This is a genomic window from Halorussus salinisoli, assembly GCA_005239435.1.
In the GTDB taxonomy this organism is placed as follows: Archaea; Halobacteriota; Halobacteria; order Halobacteriales; family Haladaptataceae; genus Halorussus; species Halorussus salinisoli.
This window is the reverse complement of sequence record ML241305.1, coordinates 434,906-454,892: the sequence shown is the minus strand read 5'-3', so window position 1 is coordinate 454,892 and position 19,987 is coordinate 434,906. Positions and strand designations below refer to the sequence as shown.

Here is a 19,987-nt window from a genome sequence, read left to right as displayed (position 1 = left end):
CGCGAGAGTTTCAACATCCCGCGGAGAAGCGAAATCTATGCTGTGCTGTACTCTGCATCGTAGTCCTGATGGCTTTCCGACCGGTTCGACCTGCCTCCGCGAGCAGGTAGCCCGCGGTGGCGTGGACGGGTCGGCCGTGACTACCCAGAGCAGGGGGCAACACCGACAGACGAAACGACTTTTTCACTATGAGTAAAGTAGATCAGCAACTCGAGGACCTGCGCGCAGAGATTACGAGCGAGTTACCGAGCGACATCTCGGTGTCGGACGTGAAGTACGAAGGCCCGGAACTGGTCGTGTACACGCGCGACCCCAAGAAGTTCGCCAGAAACGGCGACCTCATCCGGCAGTTGGCGAGCCAACTCCGAAAACGCATCACAGTCCGCCCCGACCCCGACGTGCTGTCGCGCCCCGAGGACGCCCGCGAGGACGTGCTCGACGTCATCCCTGACGAGGCTGGCGTCACCGACCTCGACTTCCACGCCGACACGGGCGAGGTCGTCATCGAGGCCGAGAAGCCGGGGATGGTCATCGGCAAGCACGGTTCGACGCTCCGGGAGATAACCAAGGAGGTTGGCTGGACGCCCGAAGTCGTGCGGACCCCGCCCATCGAGTCCTCCACGGTCTCGAACGTCCGGAACTTCCTGAAACAGGAGCGCGACGAGCGCCGCGACATCCTCGAAAAGGTGGGTCGCCAGATTCACCGCGAGGAGATGTCCGACGACGAGTACGTCCGGGTCACGACGCTCGGCTGTTGTCGTGAGGTCGGTCGGGCCTCGTTCATCCTCTCGACGCCCGAGACCCGCATCCTCATCGACTGCGGCGACAAGCCCGGTGCGGAAGGTGAAGTGCCCTACCTCCAGGTCGAGGAGGCGCTCGGTGCGGGTGCTCAGACCATCGACGCGGTGGTGCTGACCCACGCCCACCTCGACCACTCGGCGCTCATCCCGCTCCTGTTCAAGTACGGCTACGACGGCCCCATCTACACCACCGAACCTACCCGTGACCTGATGGGCCTGCTCCAGCTCGACTACCTCGACGTGGCCGCCAAGGAGGGCCGCGCGCCGCCCTACGAGTCCGAGATGGTCCGCGAGGCCATCAAGCACACCATCCCGCTGGAGTACGGCGACGTGACCGACATCGCGCCCGACGTGAAACTCACGCTCCACAACGCGGGTCACATCCTCGGGTCGGCCGTCTCGCACTTCCACATCGGCGACGGTCTCTACAACGTCGCGTTCTCGGGTGACATCCACTACGACGACACCCGACTGTTCAACGGCGCAGTCAACGACTTTCCGCGGGTCGAGACCCTCATCCTCGAATCGACCTACGGCGGTCGCAACGACTACCAGACCGACCAAGAGGACTCCGAGGAGAAACTGAAGGAGGTCATCAACGAGACCTACGAGAAGGGCGGGAAGATCGTCATCCCGGCGTTCGCAGTGGGTCGCTCCCAGGAGATGATGCTCGTCATCGAGGAGGCGATGCGCAACGGCGACATCCCCGAGATGCCGGTCCACCTGGACGGCATGATCTGGGAGGCGACCGCCATTCACACGACCTACCCCGAGTACCTCCGTGACGACCTCCGGGACCGCATCTTCCACGAGGACGAGAACCCCTTCCTCGCCGACCAGTTCAACCACATCGACGGCGGCGAGGAGGAACGCCAAGAGGTCGCCGACGGCGACCAGTGCATCATCCTCTCGACCTCCGGCATGGTCACGGGCGGCCCGATAATGTCGTGGCTCGAACACGTCGGCGGCGACCCCGACTCCCGGATGGTCTTCGTCGGCTATCAGGCCCAGGGAACCCTCGGCCGACGCATCCAGAACGGTTGGGACGAGATTCCGATGAACCGCGGCGGCGGTCGGAACGGTACGCTGAAACTGAAACTCGACGTGGAGACGGTGGACGGCTTCTCCGGTCACGCCGACCGGCAGGGTCTGATGAACTTCGTGAAGACGATGAACCCCCGGCCCGAGAAGATTCTGTGCGTCCACGGCGACGAGTCGAGCGTGCAGGACCTCTCGTCGTCGCTCTACCACGAGTACAACATGCGAACCTTCGCGCCCAAGAATCTGGAGACCTTCCGGTTCAAGTAGTCCGGGGTACCGACTCGGTCGGTTCGCAGGTTTCGCTTCTCCGTCCTTTAGAGACGTCATCCTGTGGTATCGGTGGCGGAACTTGTCGGTGCTGTAGTCGGGTTCGTGATCTCGGTGGTCGGTTCTGCCATTCTCACAAACCGAAGCGGAGAGTCGTGACGTAGCTAGCTACTGCCGACGCCAATCAGACCGCATCCGCACGGCACGGCACCGGACAGCACGGCACCGCGACCGCGGGCCTCACACCTCCCCAACCGCCTGCGTTGCTCGGTCGTCGCTCCCTACGGTCGCTTCTCCCTGCGCTACTCGTCCCTCGCGCGGTTGGCGCGGCGCGCAGTCGCGCCGCGCCAGCGCGCGCCGACGTGGGAAATAAAAATATGCCTCATGAGGCTACTAAACCACTTTTAGAAATTGTAAAGATTGTCGAACCGAGCGCACCCTCACCGCAGTTCGAACTCGAACCCGTCTACGTCGCCGCGGTCGTCGCCGGCGATGGCGCTGGCGATTCCAGCGCCGAAGGCGTAGGCGACGGCCTGGGACCCGCCGCGGAGTCGTTCCATCACGCCGCGCTCCGGTTCGAACTCCTCGACCGTCACCTCCTCGACGCCGAGGTCCGCGGCGAGGCGGTCCTCGACCTGCTTCTTGGTGGCGAGTTCGTCCACGAGACCGATGGACTCGGCGTCGTCGCCGAGGTAGACGCGGGCCTCGGTGTCTCGGACCTGTTCGTCGCTCAGCTCTCGGCCGTCGGTCACGCGGTCGACGAACTCCTCGTAGTAGCCGTCGATGATACCCTGAAGGTACTCGCGCTCGTCCTCGGTCATCTCCTTGAGCGAGGTGCCCGCGTCCTTGTACTTGCCCGCCGCGAGGCGCTCGTACTCCAGACCGAGTTTGTCGGCCATCCCCTTGGCGTTCACGCGCGAGCCGATGACGCCGATGGACCCGACGATGCTCCCCTCGCGGGCGTAGACGGCGTCACAGCCGCTGGCTATCCAGTAACCGCCGCTGGCGCAGACGTCCGTGGCGTAGGCGACCGTCGGACCGTCGAACCGCTCGGCCGCGAGTCGGATGTCGTCGCTGGGCACCACCTCGCCGCCGGGCGTGTTGAGGCGCAGCAGAAGCGCCTGCGCGTCGTCGTCCTCGTCGGCGTTCTCGATTTGCTCCACGACGTCGTCGGCGGGCGTCCCGCCGGGCCGGGGCGGAATCGAGCTACCGCCGCCGTCCCGGGTGATCGGCCCTTCGACGGCGACCTCGGCCACGTCGTACGCGGCGACCCATCCCGACGCGATGCGGCCCGCTGCGCGCGCTCCGACGACGCCCGTGAGGACCACCAGGACGACCCCGAGCAGTCGCGCGAGACTCCCTTCGGGCACTTCCACGAACAACAGCCAACCGACCGCGACGGTCACGGCCACGCCGACCAGCACGACGAGCGTCTGTGCGACCCGCGAGCTATCGACCACGGTCGCTCACCTCGATAAATTGCATACCACCGAGTGGGGCCGCGCGCGTCGTTAACCCTTCGCTTGGGACCGTCCAACCCGCCACGAGACCGGTTCAGAGTACGGCGACCGTCGACCCGACGAGAAAGAGCGTCACGAGGAGTCGGCCGACGCTCCCCGCGAACGTCGCCAGCGCGAACTTGGCGTAATCTTCTTCGAGGACGGCGAAGGCGTAAATCGAGATGGTGTCGGGGAAGAAGGGGACCGACAGCGCGAGCGCCATCCCGAGGTAGCCCCACTTCCGGGCGACTTCCACGGTCTTGTTCTCGGACCACTCGATGACGTCGAACCGGGACCGCCGGAGGAAGCCCACGATGGGTCCGGCCTCCTTGGCCTCCTGTCCGATGTGGAACGCGAGGATGCTTCCGGCGGCCTTGCCGACTCCGCTGACGAGGATGATGAGGCCGAGTCGGCCCGCCCGCGTGAGACCGAGGTCGAGCGGCGCGGCCAGCACGACTTCGCTCACGCCCGGGAGCGCGAACGCGATGAGAAACGAGTAGACGAAGATGATGCCGAGTCCAACCCACCCGGTCGTCGTTTCGACGAGGTGTTCTAACCACTCGAACGACCCGAGTGCGGCGGTGTCTACGAACGCTGGACCGGCGGTAGCAAACACAGTCAATAGAGGTCAAAGCACGACTATGAGCTTTTTGTCTTCGTTCCGGCACGACGGCCCGATAGCTCGACGACTCGGGAGCGGAATCCGAGGACGTACGGCAAACAGACTCATCCCTATCCGGACGCTATCCAGTTGCATGTTCGACCACGAGTACACTCTCGTCGCGCACCCTCGCCTTCGCGCCCGACTCTCCTACCGGAGCGACGACGGCGACCTCGCGGCGGCGACCGTCCGTCTCGACTACCGGCGCGACGAAACGTGGACCGAGGAGGGGACCGCAGTACCCCTGCCCGAACACCCCGAGGACGCCGGAATCGAGTGGCAAGGGCTGTCGATCTCGCTGTACCGAGACGACGAGCGCGTGCTGGCCCGCGAGTTCTCCACGTCGCTGGTCTCGGACGCCGTAGACGCGGTGGACGCCGTCGAGTCGGTCGCGCCCGCGCTCGTCCGCCGCGGGCGCGACGCCGCGAAACGAAACGCCAGCAAGCGGTCGGACGGCCGGGTCGAGATGACTCAACTCGACGGTTCGACCGTGGAGGCGCTCGCACCGCCCGCCCAGGCCTCGTTCGAGGTGTACGAGGGCAAGGACGGCAAGTGGCGCTGGCGACTCGTCCACGACAACGGCAACGTCATCGCCGACTCCGGGCAGGGTTACTCCTCGCGGCGGGCGGCCGAGAAGGGCCTCCGGAGCGTCAAGCGCAACGCGCTGGGCGCGGCGGTCGAACGAATCGGCGGCGAAACCGAACGCGACGTGCGGACGAGTTCGGACGCCGAGAGCGACCCGGAGTCCGGTGCTGGACCGGAGTCTGGAACCGGGTCGGACTCCGGAGGCGACACCGAATCGGCCGAGTCCTGAGAGACGACGGAGCGACCCGAAAAGGGGGAGTCGCTCAGACCGCGTCGAGGTCTGCCACGAACGATTCGAGCATCTCGCGGGTGACGTGAGGCATGCAGACCACCCGTAGCTCTCCGGCCGCGGTGGGCGAGACCCGCCAGCCGTCGGCCTGCAACGCCTCGATCTCTCCGCGCGGGACGTCGGCGGCCACGAGGGGGAGAACGGGGTCTACGACCGAGTACCCCCGGGATTCGAGCGCGTCGGCGACCCACTCGGCGTTGGCCTGCCCCCGCTCGAAATTTCGGCGATAACCCTCGGGCCACAACGCCTCCATCGCGGCGTGCGCGCCCGCCACGCCCGCGCCGCTCCGAGTGCCCGTCAGGGTCGCCTGCGAGGTGGATTCGAGGTACGGTGTGTCCACGGCGAGCGCGTCCAGGACGGCTTCGTCGCGCACGAGGAACCCTCCGGCGGGGACCGGCGCTTGGCCCATCTTGTGCGGGTCGATGGCCATGGTGTCCACGGGCGCGTGGTCGAAGTTCCACTCCCGGTCGGTGAACGGGAGGACGAACCCGCCCCACGCCGCGTCGACGTGGAGCAGCGCGTCCACGTCGGCGGCCACGTCCGCGAGGGCCGGAATCGGGTCTACGCGCCCGTACTCGGTGGTCCCGGCCACGCCGACCACCAGGGCGGTGTCCTCGTCGGCGAGTCGGCGGACCTCGGCGAGGTCGCCCCGTCGCTCGTCGTCGGTCGCGGCGAAGCGCAACTCCACGTCCAGCACGTCGGCGGCCTTCTGGAAACTGAAGTGGGCGCTCTCGGGCGCGACCACGTTCGGGTCGGCCGACTCCGAGAGGTTTCGCGCGGCCCTGACCGCCTGTAGGTTCGCCTCGGTCCCGCCGCTGGCGACGTAGCCCTGCGGGTCGGCGAGACCGGTCATCTCGCCGAGTGTCTCGACCGCCTCGCGCTCCATCTCGGCGACTGCGGGGTAGGTAGTCGGGTCGCCGGGGTTGTCGGCGAGGTACCGCGCGGCGGCCTCGCGGGCGTCGGGATGGGGTTCCGTACACATCGACGAGAGGACCCGCCCGAAGTCCTGCGGCGCTCTCTGCATAGACGAAAAAATTGCCGGGGACCGTTTATTGGTTCTGTTATCGGTTTGGGGCCGTATCGAGGGAGGGAGAGCGAAACGGGAAGGCTCGTTGGAAGCTAGCTACGGGCTCGTGTGAAGGAATACCGCAACCGCCCGGTACCGCCACTGCGGTTCTCGTCCCTCACACACGGTTGGCACGGCGCTCGTGAACGCCGCGCCAGCGCGCGCCACAGAAGTCGCTGCACTAACCGAATCCGTCCCCTAGAGAAACAATTTCCTATGCTAAACACGCAATAACGTTGCTCGAAACCAGCGCGCGTAACTCAGACTTCGACCGCGAGGCCAGCGTCACGGAGGGCGTCCTCGGCCGAGCGACCGTCGTGAACGACTCCCGAGACTGCTTGCGTGATGGCCTCGGGGTCGTCGTGCTGGAAGACGGACCGGCCCATCGAGACCCCGGCGGCCCCGGCGTCCATCGCGCCGCGGACGGCTTCGAGGGTCGCTTGGTCGCCCTCCGGTTCCCCGCCGGCGATGACGACCGGGAGTCGGGTCGATTCGACCACGCGCTCGAAGCTCTCGGCGTCGCCGCTGTAGGCCGTCTTCACCACGTCGGAGCCGACTTCCTCGGCGAACCGGACCGCGTGGCCCAGACTCTCGGCGTCGTGTTCGTCCACGCCCGGCCCGCGGGCGTAGGCCATCGCCAACACGGGCACGCCGTACTCGTCGGCCGTCTCGGTGACTCTGGCGAGGTCCTCCATCTGCTCGCGCTCGTACTTGCTTCCGACGTTGACGTGGACCGACACCGCGTCCGCGCCCGCCCGGACCGCTTCCTTGACGGTGCCGGTCATGCGCTTGTCGTTGTTGTCCGGTCCGATGGAGGTAGACGCGTTGAGGTGGACCACGTAGCCCGCGTCGTTCTTGTTCTCGTGGACGCGCGGCGCGATGCCCTTCTGGGTGAGGACTGCGTCCGCGCCGCCGCGAGTCACGGCGTCGATGGTCGATTCGATGTCCACGAGGCCGTTCACCGCGCCGAGGGTGATGCCGTGGTCCATCGGGACGATTACGTAGTTTCCGTCTGTGCCGATTCGGTCGAGTCGTGCCGCAGTTCCTACGTCCATAATATGTGAATCTGTAGCAAGGGTTCGTTATTTGCCTTCCGGTTCCGGTACTTCGCCCGCGCCGTCGAGCGCGCCCGCCTTGAGTTCGCGGGCTTTGGCTTCGAGTCGGTCGGGAACGTCCTCCTGGGAGGCCACGATATCGACGAACGCGCTCCCGACGATGATGCCGTCCGCACCGCCGGCGACGATTTCCCGGGCGTGTTCGCGCTCGCTGATGCCGAATCCGACCGCCTTCGGGAGGTCGGTCTCGTCCAAGCGACCGAGGCTGACGTGGGTCTCGCTGCTCACGTCCGAGCGCGCGCCCGTGGTGCCGAGTCGGCCCTGGACGTAGACGAACCCGGACGCTCGGTCCAGCATCCGACCGAGGCGCTCGTCGGTCGTCGTGGGCGCGACGATGAATATCAGGTCGAGTCCGTGCGCGTCGCACGCTTCCTTGAGGGGGTCGCTCTCGTCCACCGGCAGGTCCGGGACGATGATGCCCGAGAGTCCCGCCTCCGCGGCGGCCACCACGAAGGGTTCCGGACCTTCCTCGCCGCCAGCGGTTTCACCGTTCCCGTTCGAGGCGCTCCGCGCCTCGCCGTCCCCGTACTGGTAGATGAGGTTGTAGTAGGTCATGCAGACGAGGGGCACGTCCACGTCCTCGCGCAACTCCGCCACGAGGTCGAAGTAGCGGTCGGGAGTCATGCCGGCGTCGAGCGCCCGGCGAATGGCCTGCTGGATGGTCGGTCCCTCGGCGATGGGTTCCGAGAACGGCAGGCCGAGTTCCACCACGTCGGTCCCGCCGCGGACCAGCGCCCGGACGTACTCCTTCGTGGCCTCCGCGTCGGGGTCCCCGGCCGCGACGTACGAGACCAGCGCGGGGTCGTCGGCGAAGGCCGCCTCGATTTCGCTCTCACTCCCCATTCTCGAACACCTCCATCGATGGGGCCGCGTCGAGATTCCGCCTGTCGCTCTCCTCGATTACCGTGTCGAGGTCCTTGTCGCCGCGACCCGAGACGTTGACGACCACGAGGTCGCCGAGGTCGTCGGCCTGTTCGCCGAGCGCGGCCTCCTCCAGATACGCCAGCGCGTGACTCGATTCGAGCGCGGGGATGATGCCCTCCAACGTCGAGAGTCGGTGGAACGCTTCGAGGGCGGCGTCGTCGCCGACGTTGACGGGGGTCACGCGCCCGTCGTCCACGAGGTAGGCGAGTTCCGGGCCGACCCCCGAGTAGTCGAGTCCGGCGCTCACGCTGTGGGACTCGAGAATCTGGCCGTCCGGGTTCTGGAGGAGTTTGGTGCGCGCGCCGTGGAGGACGCCCTCGTCGCCGACCGAGAGCGACGCCGAGTGCGGCGCGAGACCTTCCTCCTCGTCGATGGTGAGACCGGACCCGCCGGCCTCCACCGCGACGAGGTCCACATCGTCGTCGCCGACGAACTCGTGGAACGCGCCCATCGTGTTCGATCCGCCGCCCGCGCAGGCGACCACGCTGTCGGGGAGTCGCCCCGCGTGGTCACGCACCTGCTCGCGGGCCTCCTCGCTGATGACCGCTTGGAAGTCTCGGACCATCTTGGGGAAGGGATGGGGACCCACGACGGAACCGATGACGTAGTGGGTGTCCTCGACGTTGGTCGCCCAGTCGCGCATCGTCTCGTTGATGGCCTCCTTGAGCGTGCCCGACCCGATGTCCACCGGGTTGACCGCGGCGTCGTGAAGTCGCATCCGGAACACGTTGGGTCGCTGGCGGTTGATGTCGGTCCGGCCCATGTAGATCTCGCAGTCCACGTCGAGGTGGGCCGCCGCCATCGCGGTCGCGGTGCCGTGCTGACCCGCGCCGGTCTCGGCGACGATGCGGTCTTTGCCCATGTATTTGGCCAGCAGTACCTGTCCGAGGGCGTTGTTGAGTTTGTGCGCCCCGCCGTGGAGCAGGTCCTCGCGCTTGAGGTAGACCTCGCGGTCGTAGCGCTCGCTCAGGCGGTCCGCGCGCTGGAGCGGCGTGGGTCGGCCGCCGAACTCGCGCAGACGCTCGCGGAACTCGTCCATAAAGCCGTCCTCGTTGTCCAGTACGTAACGCTGATACGCGTCCGTCAGTTCCTCGATGGCGGGCATCAACGCCTCGGGGACGTACTGGCCGCCGTAGTCGCCGAACTTGGATTCGCTACTCATGTTCGTGTCAATCTCCGTGTGTTCTCCGTCACGATTCCGAGGGACTCCGCCCCTCGACTTCCGGAGTCCGACTCCGGAATCCCGTCCATTATCGCCGACCCGACGAGGAGACCGTCGGCCCCCGCCTCGCGCATTCGTCGGGCGTCGTCGGGCGTCGAAATGCCGCTCTCGGCAATGAGGGTTACGTCTTCCGGAGCGGACGGTGCGACCCTCTCGAAGGTTTCGAGGTCGACCTCCAACTTCGCCAAGTCGCGGTTGTTCACGCCGATTAGCTCCGCGCCCGCCTCGACCGCCTGCTCTACCTCCGCGGCGTCGTGGGCCTCCACGAGTGGTTGGAAGCCCCGTTCTTTCGCGGCCGCGACGAGGTCCGGCAGGTCGTCGCCGACGAACCGGGCGATGAGCAGCACGGCGTCGGCCTCTACGGTGTCGAGTTGGGCCTCGCGCAGGAGAAAGTCCTTCCGGAGTACCGGCACGTCCACGGCCTCGCGGACCCGCCGGAGGTTCTCCGGAGAGCCCTCGAAGTGGTCGGGTTCGGTCAGCACCGAGAGCGCGGCCGCGCCGCCTTCGACCATGCGCTCGGCCAGTTCCACGGGGTCGGCCGCTCGCGTTCCCTCGGTCGTCGGACTCGTCGGCTTCACCTCTGCGATGACCGGGACGCGCCCGTCGGCCTCGGCCCGAGACAGGGCGGCGGGGAGCGACCGGGCGTCGACCGAGAGCGTCCCGTTCCGGGGGTCGCCGCGGGCCTCCGCCGACCGGAGGATGGACGCTACCGCGGGCGCGAGTTCCTCGCTTTCGTTCATCATTGTGCATTAACGGACGGAATTGTACATAAGACTTGCGCCGCGGAGTCGGTCGCCCGCGGAATCTTCAAGTCCGAACCGCCCGAAGCGCCGGACATGAACGACACGGGCGACGCCGACGACGCTGGCATCTTCGCGCGCGAATCACCGTATCTGGGCCGTTACGTTCAACTCGGAGTGGCGAGCGGACGCGTCCTCAGCGTCTCGTTCCCGGACACGCCCGACGAGGAGGCCCGGGAGGACCACGACCTGCTCGACCGCATCTTCGACTACCTGGACGGCGTCGAGGACGACGACTTCGAGGACGTGGAAGTCGCCCTCACGGTGCCGACCGACCAGCGCAGCGTGTTGGAGCGCGTCCGCGGGATTCCCTACGGAGAGCAGGTCAACGTCGAGACGTTGGCGCGGATGACCAGCGGCATCGACCACACCGACGAGGACGACCTGAACGTGGTCCGGACCGCGCTGGACCAGAACCCCGCTCCCCTGCTGATTCCGGACCACCGGGTCCGAGACGGCCCGAGCGCCGCACCAGCGGTGGTCGAGCAGAAACTTCGGTCGCTGGAGGAGTTGTAGGGCCGGTCGCTCGAAGACGTGTGAGTTCGGTCGCCGAGGATTCGGCCGGTCGCTGACGAGGCCGGAGCTGATAGAGATAGGTATTCGATTGCTTAGGAAATACATTCAATTACTAAAGATGTATATTTGATTCCCTCGGTGGTCGGCGCGGCGCACCTGTGCGCCGCGCCATCAGCGTGCGCTGGAGAGGTCGAGGAGGTAAGGAAATCGAGGAGGGAAGGAGGTCGAGAAAGTCGGCGGTCGCAGTCGCGGTCGTGGTCTGCGGTCGCAGTTGTGGTGTGCGGTCGCGGTGCTGTGCGGTCGCGGTTTGATTGGTTCAAGCAGTAGCTAGCTTCGACGAACTATCCGAACTCACCGTTTCGATGCTGGACGGTACTATGTGGCCCCAGTACATCGTGGCACAACTCGAACAGTGACGAAAAACAGTGACGACGACGTTACCGCTCTTCGCTGTCCAGCACTCGAATCTGGTCGCCGCGGACCGTCACGGGAATCGGAACCGTCGCCTCGTACAGTTCCACCGTCACCTGGTCCTTGCCCTCGTCGATCCGCTGGACCTGCGCCTTCTCGCCCTTGAACGGCCCGGCGATGAGCTCCACGATGTCGCCTTCGGCGATGCCCTCCACGTCGGGCGTGGGCGACAGGAAGTGTTCCACCTCGGAGATGTCGCTCGCGCCGGGCACCATGCTCCGAGCGTGCGGAATCTCTTCGAGGACGCGACTGATGACGGCGTCGTTGTCGGCTTCGACCATCACGTAACTCGTCAGCGAGTCGGGCGCGAGCGCGGCGTGAATCTCCGGCTCTTCCCGGTTGATTATCATGTCCGCAACGGTGCGCTCCTGACTCGCGGTCGTCTTGACTGCGTACATTGCCATTCTGGGTCACCTACGCTGGGAGGAAACTCATGATGGCGAAGATGATAAAGCCGAGCAGGCCCACGAGGATGATTCCGGCACCGGCGATCTTCGAGATTTTCGAGAACTCCTCCCACGAGGGCGTGCTGGCGAGTTTCAACACCCGCACGTACGACGAGAGGTCGAGCTTGACGTCCATGTTACCGGAGCTAAGAGGCCGTCCTTTTTCTATCTATTGCTATAGTCGCGACGAGTCGTCGGTGCGGTCTCCGACCTGCGTTTGGGGGTCCCGGTCGGCCCCTTCGGAGTAACGGTAGATTCTGCGACGACGATGGTCTCGAAAGCCCGCACGCTCGACGGTGGTCTGCTCGGTAGAGCGCGTTCCGTAGCTCGTTCGGTTAGAGCGCAACCGGCGGGCCGGCCGCGATACGACGGCACGACAGAAGCGAAAACGGTTCCGAGTCGCCGCTACAGTAGTCGCTCCCGAGACTCCGAGCGAGGGGAGAACGGGGCAGGGCGGCCCCTATCTGCTCCGGAAATCGTGCGAACGCGTCGGACTACTCCACGTAGTCGATGTCCTGAAGCCGCTTGTTGGCCTTGGCCTGCTGGGCCTCGTTGCGGCCGTAAATCTGCGGGGACTCGACGCCGGTGACGACTATCATCGTGCGCATCTCGCCGTCGAGTTCCTCGTCGATGGAGGTCCCCCAGATGATGCGAGCGTCGGGGTCGATGCGGTCGTATATCTCCTCGACGACGCCCTCGGCCTCCTCGATGGACATGTCGTTGCCACCCGTGACGTTGACCAGCGCGGAGTTCGCGCCCGAGATGTCCACGTCGAGCAGTGGCGACCGGAGCGCGGACTTCACCGAGTCCTGCGCTTTGGCGTCCGAGTCGCTCTCGCCGAGTCCGATCATCGCCACGCCACCCTTCTCCATGACGGTGCGAACGTCGGCGAAGTCCAGATTCACGAGACCGGGCTTGGTGATGAGTTCGGTAATCCCCTTCACCGAGCGCATCAGTACTTCGTCGGCGACCTTGAACGCCTGCCGGACGGGGAGTTTCCCCACGGAGTCGAGCAGGCGGTCGTTCGGCACGACGATGACGGTGTCGCTCACGTCGCGGAGTCGCTCCAGACCGGCCTCGGCGTTCGTGCGCCGGACCTCGCCTTCGGCGGTGAACGGCGTCGTCACGATGGAGATGGTCAGCGCGCCCGACTCGCGGGCGGCCTTGGCGACGACCGGGGCCGAACCGGTGCCGGTACCACCGCCGAGTCCGGCGGTGACGAACACCATGTCCGAGCCCTGAATCGCGTCGTAGATCTCCTCTTGGCTCTCGATGGCGGCCTCTTCGCCGACCTGGGGGAGCGAGCCGGCACCGCGGCCCTGGGTCTTCTGCTCGCCCATCAGAATCTTGGTGTCGGCCTCGATCTCCACGAGGTGCTGTACGTCGGTGTTGGCGGCGACCAACTTCGCGCCGTGGATGCCCTCTTCGGCCATCCGGTTTACCGTGTTGCCACCGGCTCCGCCACAACCGACGACGGTGATGTCGGTCTGGAGGTCCTGGAGAACGTCCTTGAGTTCCTCGTCGGTCATCGTCCCCGACGCGTTCGCGGCTTGCGTCTGCGACCCAGCCCCCGAACTGGGCTGTCGGGAATCCTGTCCCCCCTCGGCTTCCTCGATGGCGTCTTCCACTAACGAGTCCATGCTGAAGTTGGCTTGAGAACGGAGCGTAATTATCTTTCCCCTCTATGTCGGACGCACGTATGACGTTAGGTGACATTTAGCACGTTGCTAAGCCGAATTCAGGTCGAAAATCGGCGAATTCGTTCGGACCGAACAGTTTCCGGGGCGATTTCCTCGCCGTCTACCGTGACCGACTGGCCCGCCGAGAGTTTGCCGAACGCCGGCCCCTCCTGAATACCCAACGTTCTGGCCTTCTCTGGGTCGAACGCGGTTTCACGGGCCACGACCTCGCCGTCCTCGCGCGCGACGGAATCGTACTTGGTCCGGAGAACGTCCGCCAGGGCGTCCACCAGCGCCTCGCGGTCGGCGGGTTCCCGAACCGCGGCCCGGCCCGCCGCTTGGGTTCCGCTCTGTTCGGTCTCGAACGCGACCGCGTGAGACTCGACCGCCTCGCGCGCGGCCTCGGCGTCGATGCCCTGCGCCTCCGCGAGCAGGTCGGCCGGTAGGTCGGTGCGTTCGTAGTCGCCCTCGTAACCCGGCGCTAAGTCGCCGAAGCGCAGGCCCTCGGCGACCGGCGAGAGGTCGGCTTCGAGGTCGGCGACCAGTTCGAGCGGAACGTCGGTGGTCTCGTGCGTCCACGTCTCGCTCACCACGTCGTACCCCAAATCCGCGACGACCCGTTTCAATTCCGGACAGTCGCCTTCGACGACCGCACGCTCTGCGCGACTCTCCTCGAAGGCGCGACGAACGACCTCGCGGTTCTCGTCGGGCGACCCCATCGCGTCCAGCACCCAGTCGGCCGCGATGTGACCGACCGCCCAGTCGGTCTCGCGCTCGATGCGGGTGAACCGCGGGACGTAGTGGCCTCCGCCGAAGCCCACGATCTGTCGCTCGCGGTGGGGTTCGACTCCCGCCAGGTCGAGGATGGCCTGCGCGACTGCGCGCGCGGCATCGGGGTCGTCCCACTGGGCTTCGTCGCTCCCCAACTCCGCGAACAGCGAGGGGACGCCCACCTCCGAGGGACCGTGGTGTGTACACTCCATGCCGACTTCGTACGACTCGGGCGCGTACTCCTCGAATCCTTCGAGTAGGCGCGCGTGAGCGTTCGGGCACGCTTCCGCGAGGCCGCCCTCGACGCCGCCGTACTCGGCCGGGCCGAAGTTCCCCGTGAAGTGGGCCGTCAACAACTCGCCCGTGTCGCCGGAGTGGCGGGAGGCGAACACGAGCAGGTCGGGGTCCGAAAACGCGGCACCGGCGTCCTCGATTTCGAGGTGGAGGGCGTCGAACTCGCGGAGTTCGAAGTTCTGGCGGTAGTACACCGTTCCACCGCCCGCTTCGTCGGGCCGCGTCTCGTCCTCGCGGGTCTCCCACTCGGCGAGGTCCAGCAGGTGGTCGCCGATGTGTTCGGAGGCCGAGTCGGCTCTGCTGACGACGATGGCAATCACGCCAGAAACTACGACGGGACCGAAAGAAAAGCGCGTCGAATGGGAGTTAGTCGGCGTGTTCGACCGGTTCGGACTGTCCCGGAAGGGCGTTGCGGGCGTTCGTGGCCGTGCGGTCGAAGATGCCCCGAAGTTCGTCGCGCCGCGCGACGAACAGGATGACACCGAGAACCACGTAGACCGCGGTGTAGGCGTAGAGGATGAGCATGCTCAACTCGCCTGCCTGCGCTTCGCCCATCGTCTGGATGACCCAGAACTCGGCGACGACCTGCGAGACGAAGAGGACCAGGAGCACGACCGCTTCCCGGACGCTGATCTCGAAGTTCGCCAGCACGCCGAGGGCGAAGAAGCTCTGGGCCGCGGTAATCCATATCTCGGCCGCCTGCTTCTCGTCGAAGGGGAGCGACCCGACGGCCCCCGCCGCGATGCTGTAGACCACCGCGAGCGTCCCGATGAGGAGCGTCCACTGGTTGAGCTTCGAGGAGATGAGCGCGTTGAACCCGGCGGTCGAGCGTGCCTTGTTGACGAGGTACGCGACCACGATGAGTTCGGGCGACTCGGAGGCCAGCGGCGCGATCCACTGGATCATGAAGAACGGCGGGATGCCGAACTGGAGGCCGAGGCTCTCCAGTCCGTGCGCGAACGGGTGGACCGCGGTGTAGATCATCCCACCGGAGTAGCCGAACAACAAGAGGACGCTGGCGACGCGGGGCAGTCTGGGGTAGTTCTGGAAGTACGCCGGAACGCCGACCTGCTCGTCGTGTTCCTCGACGTCGCCCCGGATGATGATGCCGATGTAGATCGCGTACAGACCGACGAGGAAGACGGTATCTATCATGCCGATGCCGCCGCCGAGCGGCACGAAGAAGGCGTAGGCGGTCGCGGCGAGCAGGAACGCGATTTCGGTCGCGAGGTCGCGGTCTATCTGGATCTTGTTCCTCAGGAACCCGGGCTGCTCGACCACTGCGGGGTCCGCCGCGCTCCCGGCGCGATACACCGTGAACAGCGCGATGCCCGACCAGCCGAGCCCGATGAGGATGCGGTTCGCGCCGGTCATGTTCGCGACCGCGAGGTTCGCGGCCTCCATGCCGCGCTCGGTGCCGACGTTGGCGCCGGCCGTCCACGCGTAGAGCGCGTCCACCGCGTACTCGGGGGCGACGGCGAGGACCGCCAGCACGGCGATCGCGAACGCGCGCGGCACGTCCTTCTCGGCCGTCTCGGCTGCCCACGCGAGCATGAAGGAGGCGCCGAGCACCGCGAGCCCGGTGATGGCGACCGTCTGGAGGTGACTCAGAGCGTGCGTGCTCCCCGTCGCCCAGACGAAGACCCACGGGAGCGTGAGCGCCGTCGTCGCACCGACTGCGGAGAGCGGATGACGTAAACGACCCAACATTCTGTCCGTGCATAGCTCACCGCGAAAAGTAGGTCTTGCGTTACGCCTTAGGGGAGCAGAAGATAGACGAAGCCGCCGTACGCTCCGACGAGCGCGACGCCGCTCGGCCGCGAGATGCGGCGGTCGACGGCCATCAGCGCCATCGCGCCGATGGTGAAGGCAATCATTATCGGGAAGTGGAACGACTGGACGTTCGCGCCCACCGACAGGGGATTGACCACCGCGAGCAGGCCGATGACCGCGAGGACGTTGTAGATGTTCGACCCGACGACGTTTCCGATGCTGAACTCGGCCTCGTCGCGGAGCGAACTCACGAGCGAGGTCGCCAGTTCGGGCAGCGACGTGCCGAACGCGATGATGGTGATGCCGATGAAGAGGTCGCCGAAGCCGAACGACCGGAGGAGGCCGGTGCCGCCCTGTACGAGACCGGCCGAGCCTCCGAGCAGACAGGCCCCGGCGCCCGCCAGCACCGCAACTTGTCGGGCGCTGACTGATTCCGCGTCCACCTCGACTTGCATCTCCTCGGGGACGGCCTCCTCGTCGGCAGTCCGGGACTGGTAGAGCATGTACCCGGTGAAGACGGCCAGCAGGGCGAGCATCCCCACGCCGTCCATCTGGCCGAGCGTCCCGTCGCTCCCGAGGACGACGAGCAGGACCGCGGCCGCGAGCATGAACGGGCCGTGTCGCCAGAGCACCTTCGAGTCGACCGACAGCGGTTGGACGAGCGCCGACGCGCCGAGGACCAACCCGATGTTGGCGATGTTCGACCCGATGATGTTGCCCAGTCCGATGTCGCCGGAGATGCCGATGCCGCCCACGAAACTGACGAACAGTTCGGGTGCAGTCGTCGAGAACGCGACGACGGTGACGCCGACGGTCGCGGGCGCGATGCCGTAGCCGACTGCCAGCGACGAGGCGCTGTCGACCAGCAACTCCGCACCGAGATACAGCAGGAGGATGCCCCCCAAGAGATAGAGCGTATCGACCGAAGCGAACGAATCTGCTAACGTTTGGAGCGGTATCATCTGTTCTCTATTGGCGTCCGAATCAGAGAAGCGAAATAAGTACTTGGATAATTATATCTTCTGAGAACCGGTCACACGGTCGCGGAACCCAGTAGTTAACCCAGTCGCCGACTTTGCGCCGGACATGGACGTGTTCGGACTCCTCGGCAACCCCGTGGGCCACTCGCTGTCACCACCGATGCACGAGGCCGCATACGACGAACTCGGAATGGACGCGCGGTACGTCACCTTCGAGCCGGCCCCCGACGACCTCGGCGCGGCGATCGACGGTGCGCGGGCGCTCGGCGTCGCGGGCCTGAACGTCACGATTCCGTTCAAGGAGGCGGCGCTACCCCACGTCGAAGCCGACGACCTCGCGGCCCGCATCGGCGCGGTCAACACCATCGACTTCCCGGACGGCGACGCGGCAGACGACGCACCGACCGGGCACAACACCGACGCCGCGGGCGTGCGCCGGTCGTTCGCCCACCACGACGTGACGCTGGCCGAACGGGACGCCGTGGTCGTCGGCGCAGGCGGTGCGGCCCGCGCGGCCGCGTTCGCGCTCGCCGACGCGGGCGCGGCGGTTCACGTCGCCAACCGGACGGTCGAGCGCGCCGAGCGACTCGTCGCCGACGTCGGACGCGAGACGCCGGACGTCTCCGAGCGCGTCACTTCGGGGGGGCTCGACTCGCTCGGAACGCGCGTTTCGGACGCCGACGTGGTAATCAACGCCACCAGTGTCGGGATGGAGGAGGACCGCTCACCGGTCCCGTCCGACGCGCTCCACGCCGACCTCGCGGTACTCGACGCGGTGTATCGGCCGCTCGACACTCGCCTCCTCCGGGACGCCCGCGAGCGCGGCGCGACGACCATCGACGGCGCGTGGATGCTTCTGTATCAGGGAGTCGAAGCGTTCGAGCGGTGGACAGGTCGGGACGCGCCCGTGGACGCGATGAACGAGGCGCTTCGGGCACGGCTTTAAGTACCACGGCCGTCTACTGTCGCGCAAATGGGACTGCTCACGAAGCTGAAGTCGTTGCTTGGTCTCGAGGACGACCGCTCGCAGGTCCGTCGGAGCGAGTCCGGCGTCACCATCGAGCGCGAACCCGACGAGTCGGTCGAACCGGATTCGGAAGTCGAGAGCGCCGTCGAAGGCGTCGACACCGGCACGGAGGAGTCCAGCGAGGCCGAGGAACCCGACGAGACTGCGGCGGAGCGCGAGGAACCCGACGGAGCGGAACGCAGTGCGACCGACGAACCGACTGCCGAAACCGCCGACGCCGAAACGGCGGCGGAAGCCGAGGCGAGTACCGGGGAAGTCGAAGAGAGTACCGAGGAAGCCGGAGAAGTCGAAGCGGACATCGAAGAAGCCGAGGCGACCGACGACGAGTCCGAGGCCGAGACGGGTATCAGTACCGAGGACGTGACGACCGCTCCGGAAGCCGAGAGCGTCGAGGGCCAGCGCGACGACGCGACAGAACCCGCGGAGGCGGTCCAGCCGTCGATGGACGCGGCCGAACCTTCCCAGAGCGCGGGCGACGAACCCGAACCGACGCCCGAGGAGAGCGAGAGCGAGGAACCAGACGCGGCCGCCGACGAACCCGTCGGAGAGGGCGAACCCCTCGAAGACGTGAAGGGCATCGGTCCGGCCTACGCCGAGCGACTCCGCGACGCGGGCGTCGCCGACGTGACCGAACTGGCGAAGGCCGACGCCGAGCAACTCGCCGAGGAGACCGGTCTCTCGGACAAGCGCATCTCGTCGTGGATAGACCGAGCGCAGGCGCGGTAAGCCGGTCGGTCCGTACTCCTTCGGTCCGATTCGACCGCGGAATAGCCGTGAGTCCGTGACCCGCTCCAGTCTGGAACTTTTCTACGAGACGTCTTTCGGCGATTCTGCGACGACCCATCGTTCGGCGAAGCGATGGCAGGCCGAACTAACCTCCGGGCGGTGGCTTTCGAACCAAATCAGTTCTCCATCGGGGACCACGACACGCTCGCCTCGAAGCCGCATTTCTCCGTCTCTTAGATAACTGTGTAATCGGTAGAAACACGAGTGTATTGCTGAAAGAATCAATAATGCACCTCGAACAATCAATTTTCTTGCCGAACGTCGGCGTCGGGGTCTACCACTCTATCGACGGTCTCCGGCGCGCGCCAGTCGGTCGTCAACTCCAGCAGTTGGACCAGAATCCGGGCCGTCGCGCCCCACACCGTGTAGCCGCCGACGTGGAAGAAGTGGACGATGGCCTCGCCGTACTGGGGGTGTTCTCGGCGCTCGCTCTCGTAGTTGTCCAGGTCCAGCAGTTCCGTGACCGGAAGCACCGCGATTTCGGCGACTTCGCGCTCGTCGGGCGTGTACGTTCGGTCGGGGACGGTGGCGACGTAGGGCGTGACCGCGTACCTGCTCGTGGTCCGGATGTCGTCGAGTCGGCCCACCACGTCGGCCTCGTCGGCGCGGAGTCCGATCTCCTCCTCGGCCTCGCGGAGCGCGGTCGCCCGGAGGTCGGCGTCGCTCGGTTCGCGGCCGCCGCCCGGAAAACTCATCTGTCCGGCGTGTTCGCCGAGGTGGTCGGCCCGCTTGGTGAACAGGAGGTAGTGGTCGCCCTCCCGCTCCACCACCGGGGCCAACACCGCCGCGTCGTGGTCCTCGTCCGGAACGTCCCGCGGGACGTGGTCGGCCACGCGACCCAACTCCATACCCCGAACGTCGTACCCCGGCGTCTTAATTTGCCCGTCCTCGGTTCGCCGCTGACGGGAGGTCCTCCCGGTCGACGGGGAGTTCGGTCGGCGTCCGAGTCGATTCTCCTCGCCACTCGAACCGCTC

19 protein-coding genes are annotated in these 19,987 nt (G+C 66.4%); 5 read left to right on the top strand and 14 right to left on the bottom strand.

What is annotated here, in order from left to right; translation table 11 throughout:
- Nucleotides 1-188: 188 nt before the first annotated feature.
- Nucleotides 189-2,108: a beta-CASP ribonuclease aCPSF1 gene (locus tag E2484_RS02345; RefSeq protein ID WP_137283611.1), complete on the top strand. Its 1,920-nt coding sequence runs from the start codon at nt 189-191 to the stop codon at nt 2,106-2,108.
- 440 nt (nt 2,109-2,548) lie between these two features.
- Here the strand turns inward: E2484_RS02345 and sppA are convergent, their stop codons facing one another.
- Together sppA and E2484_RS02335 are read right to left on the bottom strand one after the other, a co-directional pair.
- Nucleotides 2,549-3,568: a signal peptide peptidase SppA gene (gene sppA, locus E2484_RS02340; protein WP_137283610.1), complete on the bottom strand. Its 1,020-nt coding sequence runs from the start codon at nt 3,566-3,568 to the stop codon at nt 2,549-2,551.
- 94 nt (nt 3,569-3,662) lie between these two features.
- Complete coding sequence (locus tag E2484_RS02335) at nt 3,663-4,229, bottom strand: YqaA family protein (protein ID WP_137283609.1); 567 nt, start codon at nt 4,227-4,229, stop codon at nt 3,663-3,665.
- Nucleotides 4,230-4,362: 133 nt separating this feature from the next.
- Between E2484_RS02335 and E2484_RS24670 the strand changes: the two genes are divergently transcribed.
- Nucleotides 4,363-5,082, top strand: coding sequence for an HVO_2922 family protein (locus E2484_RS24670; protein WP_321111599.1), 720 nt, complete (start codon nt 4,363-4,365; stop codon nt 5,080-5,082).
- 34 nt (nt 5,083-5,116) lie between these two features.
- Here E2484_RS24670 and mfnA read toward each other — a convergent pair whose 3' ends face one another.
- From mfnA to trpC, 5 genes are all read right to left on the bottom strand, one after another.
- Nucleotides 5,117-6,166: a tyrosine decarboxylase MfnA gene (gene mfnA, locus E2484_RS02325; RefSeq protein ID WP_137283608.1), complete on the bottom strand. Its 1,050-nt coding sequence runs from the start codon at nt 6,164-6,166 to the stop codon at nt 5,117-5,119.
- A 302-nt stretch (nt 6,167-6,468) separates the two neighbouring features.
- Entirely contained in the window at nt 6,469-7,263 is a 795-nt protein-coding gene (locus E2484_RS02320) for a 2-amino-3,7-dideoxy-D-threo-hept-6-ulosonate synthase (RefSeq protein ID WP_137283607.1), read from the bottom strand.
- Between the two features lie 27 nt (nt 7,264-7,290).
- Nucleotides 7,291-8,166 (bottom strand): tryptophan synthase subunit alpha, encoded by an 876-nt coding sequence (gene trpA / locus E2484_RS02315; RefSeq protein WP_137283606.1) that lies wholly within the window; start codon nt 8,164-8,166, stop codon nt 7,291-7,293.
- Entirely contained in the window at nt 8,156-9,409 is a 1,254-nt protein-coding gene (trpB, locus tag E2484_RS02310; protein ID WP_137283605.1) for a tryptophan synthase subunit beta, read from the bottom strand. The genes trpA and trpB overlap by 11 nt, the downstream gene beginning before the upstream one ends.
- The gene (gene trpC, locus E2484_RS02305; protein WP_137284042.1) at nt 9,406-10,209 is read right to left on the bottom strand and encodes an indole-3-glycerol phosphate synthase; all 804 of its coding nucleotides are present in this window, start codon (nt 10,207-10,209) and stop codon (nt 9,406-9,408) included. Before trpC ends, trpB begins: the two co-directional genes overlap by 4 nt.
- Nucleotides 10,210-10,305: 96 nt before the next feature.
- Between trpC and E2484_RS02300 the strand changes: the two genes are divergently transcribed.
- Nucleotides 10,306-10,785 carry an MGMT family protein gene (locus E2484_RS02300; RefSeq protein WP_137283604.1) on the top strand — a complete coding sequence of 160 codons (480 nt, stop codon included), beginning with the start codon at nt 10,306-10,308 and terminating at the stop codon, nt 10,783-10,785.
- A gap of 437 nt (nt 10,786-11,222) precedes the next feature.
- Here the strand turns inward: E2484_RS02300 and E2484_RS02295 are convergent, their stop codons facing one another.
- From E2484_RS02295 to E2484_RS02270, 6 genes are all read right to left on the bottom strand, one after another.
- A complete protein-coding gene (locus E2484_RS02295; protein WP_135851822.1) occupies nt 11,223-11,660 on the bottom strand; it encodes a transcription elongation factor Spt5 in 438 nt (145 codons plus the stop codon).
- Between the two features lie 10 nt (nt 11,661-11,670).
- Complete coding sequence (locus E2484_RS02290; RefSeq protein ID WP_135851823.1) at nt 11,671-11,838, bottom strand: protein translocase SEC61 complex subunit gamma; 168 nt, start codon at nt 11,836-11,838, stop codon at nt 11,671-11,673.
- Nucleotides 11,839-12,196: 358 nt separating this feature from the next.
- Nucleotides 12,197-13,342: a cell division protein FtsZ gene (gene ftsZ / locus E2484_RS02285; protein WP_137283603.1), complete on the bottom strand. Its 1,146-nt coding sequence runs from the start codon at nt 13,340-13,342 to the stop codon at nt 12,197-12,199.
- A gap of 98 nt (nt 13,343-13,440) precedes the next feature.
- Entirely contained in the window at nt 13,441-14,766 is a 1,326-nt protein-coding gene (locus E2484_RS02280) for a D-aminoacyl-tRNA deacylase (protein WP_137283602.1), read from the bottom strand.
- A gap of 46 nt (nt 14,767-14,812) precedes the next feature.
- Nucleotides 14,813-16,156 carry a sodium:calcium antiporter gene (locus E2484_RS02275; protein ID WP_137283601.1) on the bottom strand — a complete coding sequence of 448 codons (1,344 nt, stop codon included), beginning with the start codon at nt 16,154-16,156 and terminating at the stop codon, nt 14,813-14,815.
- A gap of 47 nt (nt 16,157-16,203) precedes the next feature.
- Complete coding sequence (locus E2484_RS02270; RefSeq protein ID WP_137283600.1) at nt 16,204-17,181, bottom strand: calcium/sodium antiporter; 978 nt, start codon at nt 17,179-17,181, stop codon at nt 16,204-16,206.
- A gap of 124 nt (nt 17,182-17,305) precedes the next feature.
- On the opposite strand from E2484_RS02270, the gene E2484_RS02265 reads away from it, so the two are divergent.
- Nucleotides 17,306-18,145 carry a shikimate dehydrogenase gene (locus E2484_RS02265; protein ID WP_137283599.1) on the top strand — a complete coding sequence of 280 codons (840 nt, stop codon included), beginning with the start codon at nt 17,306-17,308 and terminating at the stop codon, nt 18,143-18,145.
- 27 nt (nt 18,146-18,172) lie between these two features.
- On the top strand, nt 18,173-18,952 hold the full coding sequence (locus E2484_RS02260) for a helix-hairpin-helix domain-containing protein (protein WP_137283598.1): 780 nt from the start codon (nt 18,173-18,175) through the stop codon (nt 18,950-18,952).
- Nucleotides 18,953-19,254: 302 nt separating this feature from the next.
- Here E2484_RS02260 and E2484_RS02255 read toward each other — a convergent pair whose 3' ends face one another.
- Nucleotides 19,255-19,860, bottom strand: coding sequence for an NUDIX hydrolase (locus E2484_RS02255; RefSeq protein ID WP_137283597.1), 606 nt, complete (start codon nt 19,858-19,860; stop codon nt 19,255-19,257).
- Between the last annotated feature and the right edge of the window lie 127 nt (nt 19,861-19,987).

Coding starts and splice junctions, on each gene's coding strand:
- E2484_RS02345 (WP_137283611.1), top strand. CDS start 189: ATGAGTAAAGTAGATCAGCAACTCGAGGACCTGCGCGCAGAGATTACG.
- E2484_RS24670 (WP_321111599.1), top strand. CDS start 4,363: ATGTTCGACCACGAGTACACTCTCGTCGCGCACCCTCGCCTTCGCGCC.
- mfnA (WP_137283608.1), bottom strand. CDS start 6,166: ATGCAGAGAGCGCCGCAGGACTTCGGGCGGGTCCTCTCGTCGATGTGT.
- E2484_RS02320 (WP_137283607.1), bottom strand. CDS start 7,263: ATGGACGTAGGAACTGCGGCACGACTCGACCGAATCGGCACAGACGGA.
- trpA (WP_137283606.1), bottom strand. CDS start 8,166: ATGGGGAGTGAGAGCGAAATCGAGGCGGCCTTCGCCGACGACCCCGCG.
- trpB (WP_137283605.1), bottom strand. CDS start 9,409: ATGAGTAGCGAATCCAAGTTCGGCGACTACGGCGGCCAGTACGTCCCC.
- trpC (WP_137284042.1), bottom strand. CDS start 10,209: ATGAACGAAAGCGAGGAACTCGCGCCCGCGGTAGCGTCCATCCTCCGG.
- E2484_RS02300 (WP_137283604.1), top strand. CDS start 10,306: ATGAACGACACGGGCGACGCCGACGACGCTGGCATCTTCGCGCGCGAA.
- E2484_RS02295 (WP_135851822.1), bottom strand. CDS start 11,660: ATGGCAATGTACGCAGTCAAGACGACCGCGAGTCAGGAGCGCACCGTT.
- E2484_RS02290 (WP_135851823.1), bottom strand. CDS start 11,838: ATGGACGTCAAGCTCGACCTCTCGTCGTACGTGCGGGTGTTGAAACTC.
- ftsZ (WP_137283603.1), bottom strand. CDS start 13,342: ATGGACTCGTTAGTGGAAGACGCCATCGAGGAAGCCGAGGGGGGACAG.
- E2484_RS02275 (WP_137283601.1), bottom strand. CDS start 16,156: ATGTTGGGTCGTTTACGTCATCCGCTCTCCGCAGTCGGTGCGACGACG.
- E2484_RS02270 (WP_137283600.1), bottom strand. CDS start 17,181: ATGATACCGCTCCAAACGTTAGCAGATTCGTTCGCTTCGGTCGATACG.
- E2484_RS02265 (WP_137283599.1), top strand. CDS start 17,306: ATGGACGTGTTCGGACTCCTCGGCAACCCCGTGGGCCACTCGCTGTCA.
- E2484_RS02260 (WP_137283598.1), top strand. CDS start 18,173: ATGGGACTGCTCACGAAGCTGAAGTCGTTGCTTGGTCTCGAGGACGAC.
- E2484_RS02255 (WP_137283597.1), bottom strand. CDS start 19,860: ATGGAGTTGGGTCGCGTGGCCGACCACGTCCCGCGGGACGTTCCGGAC.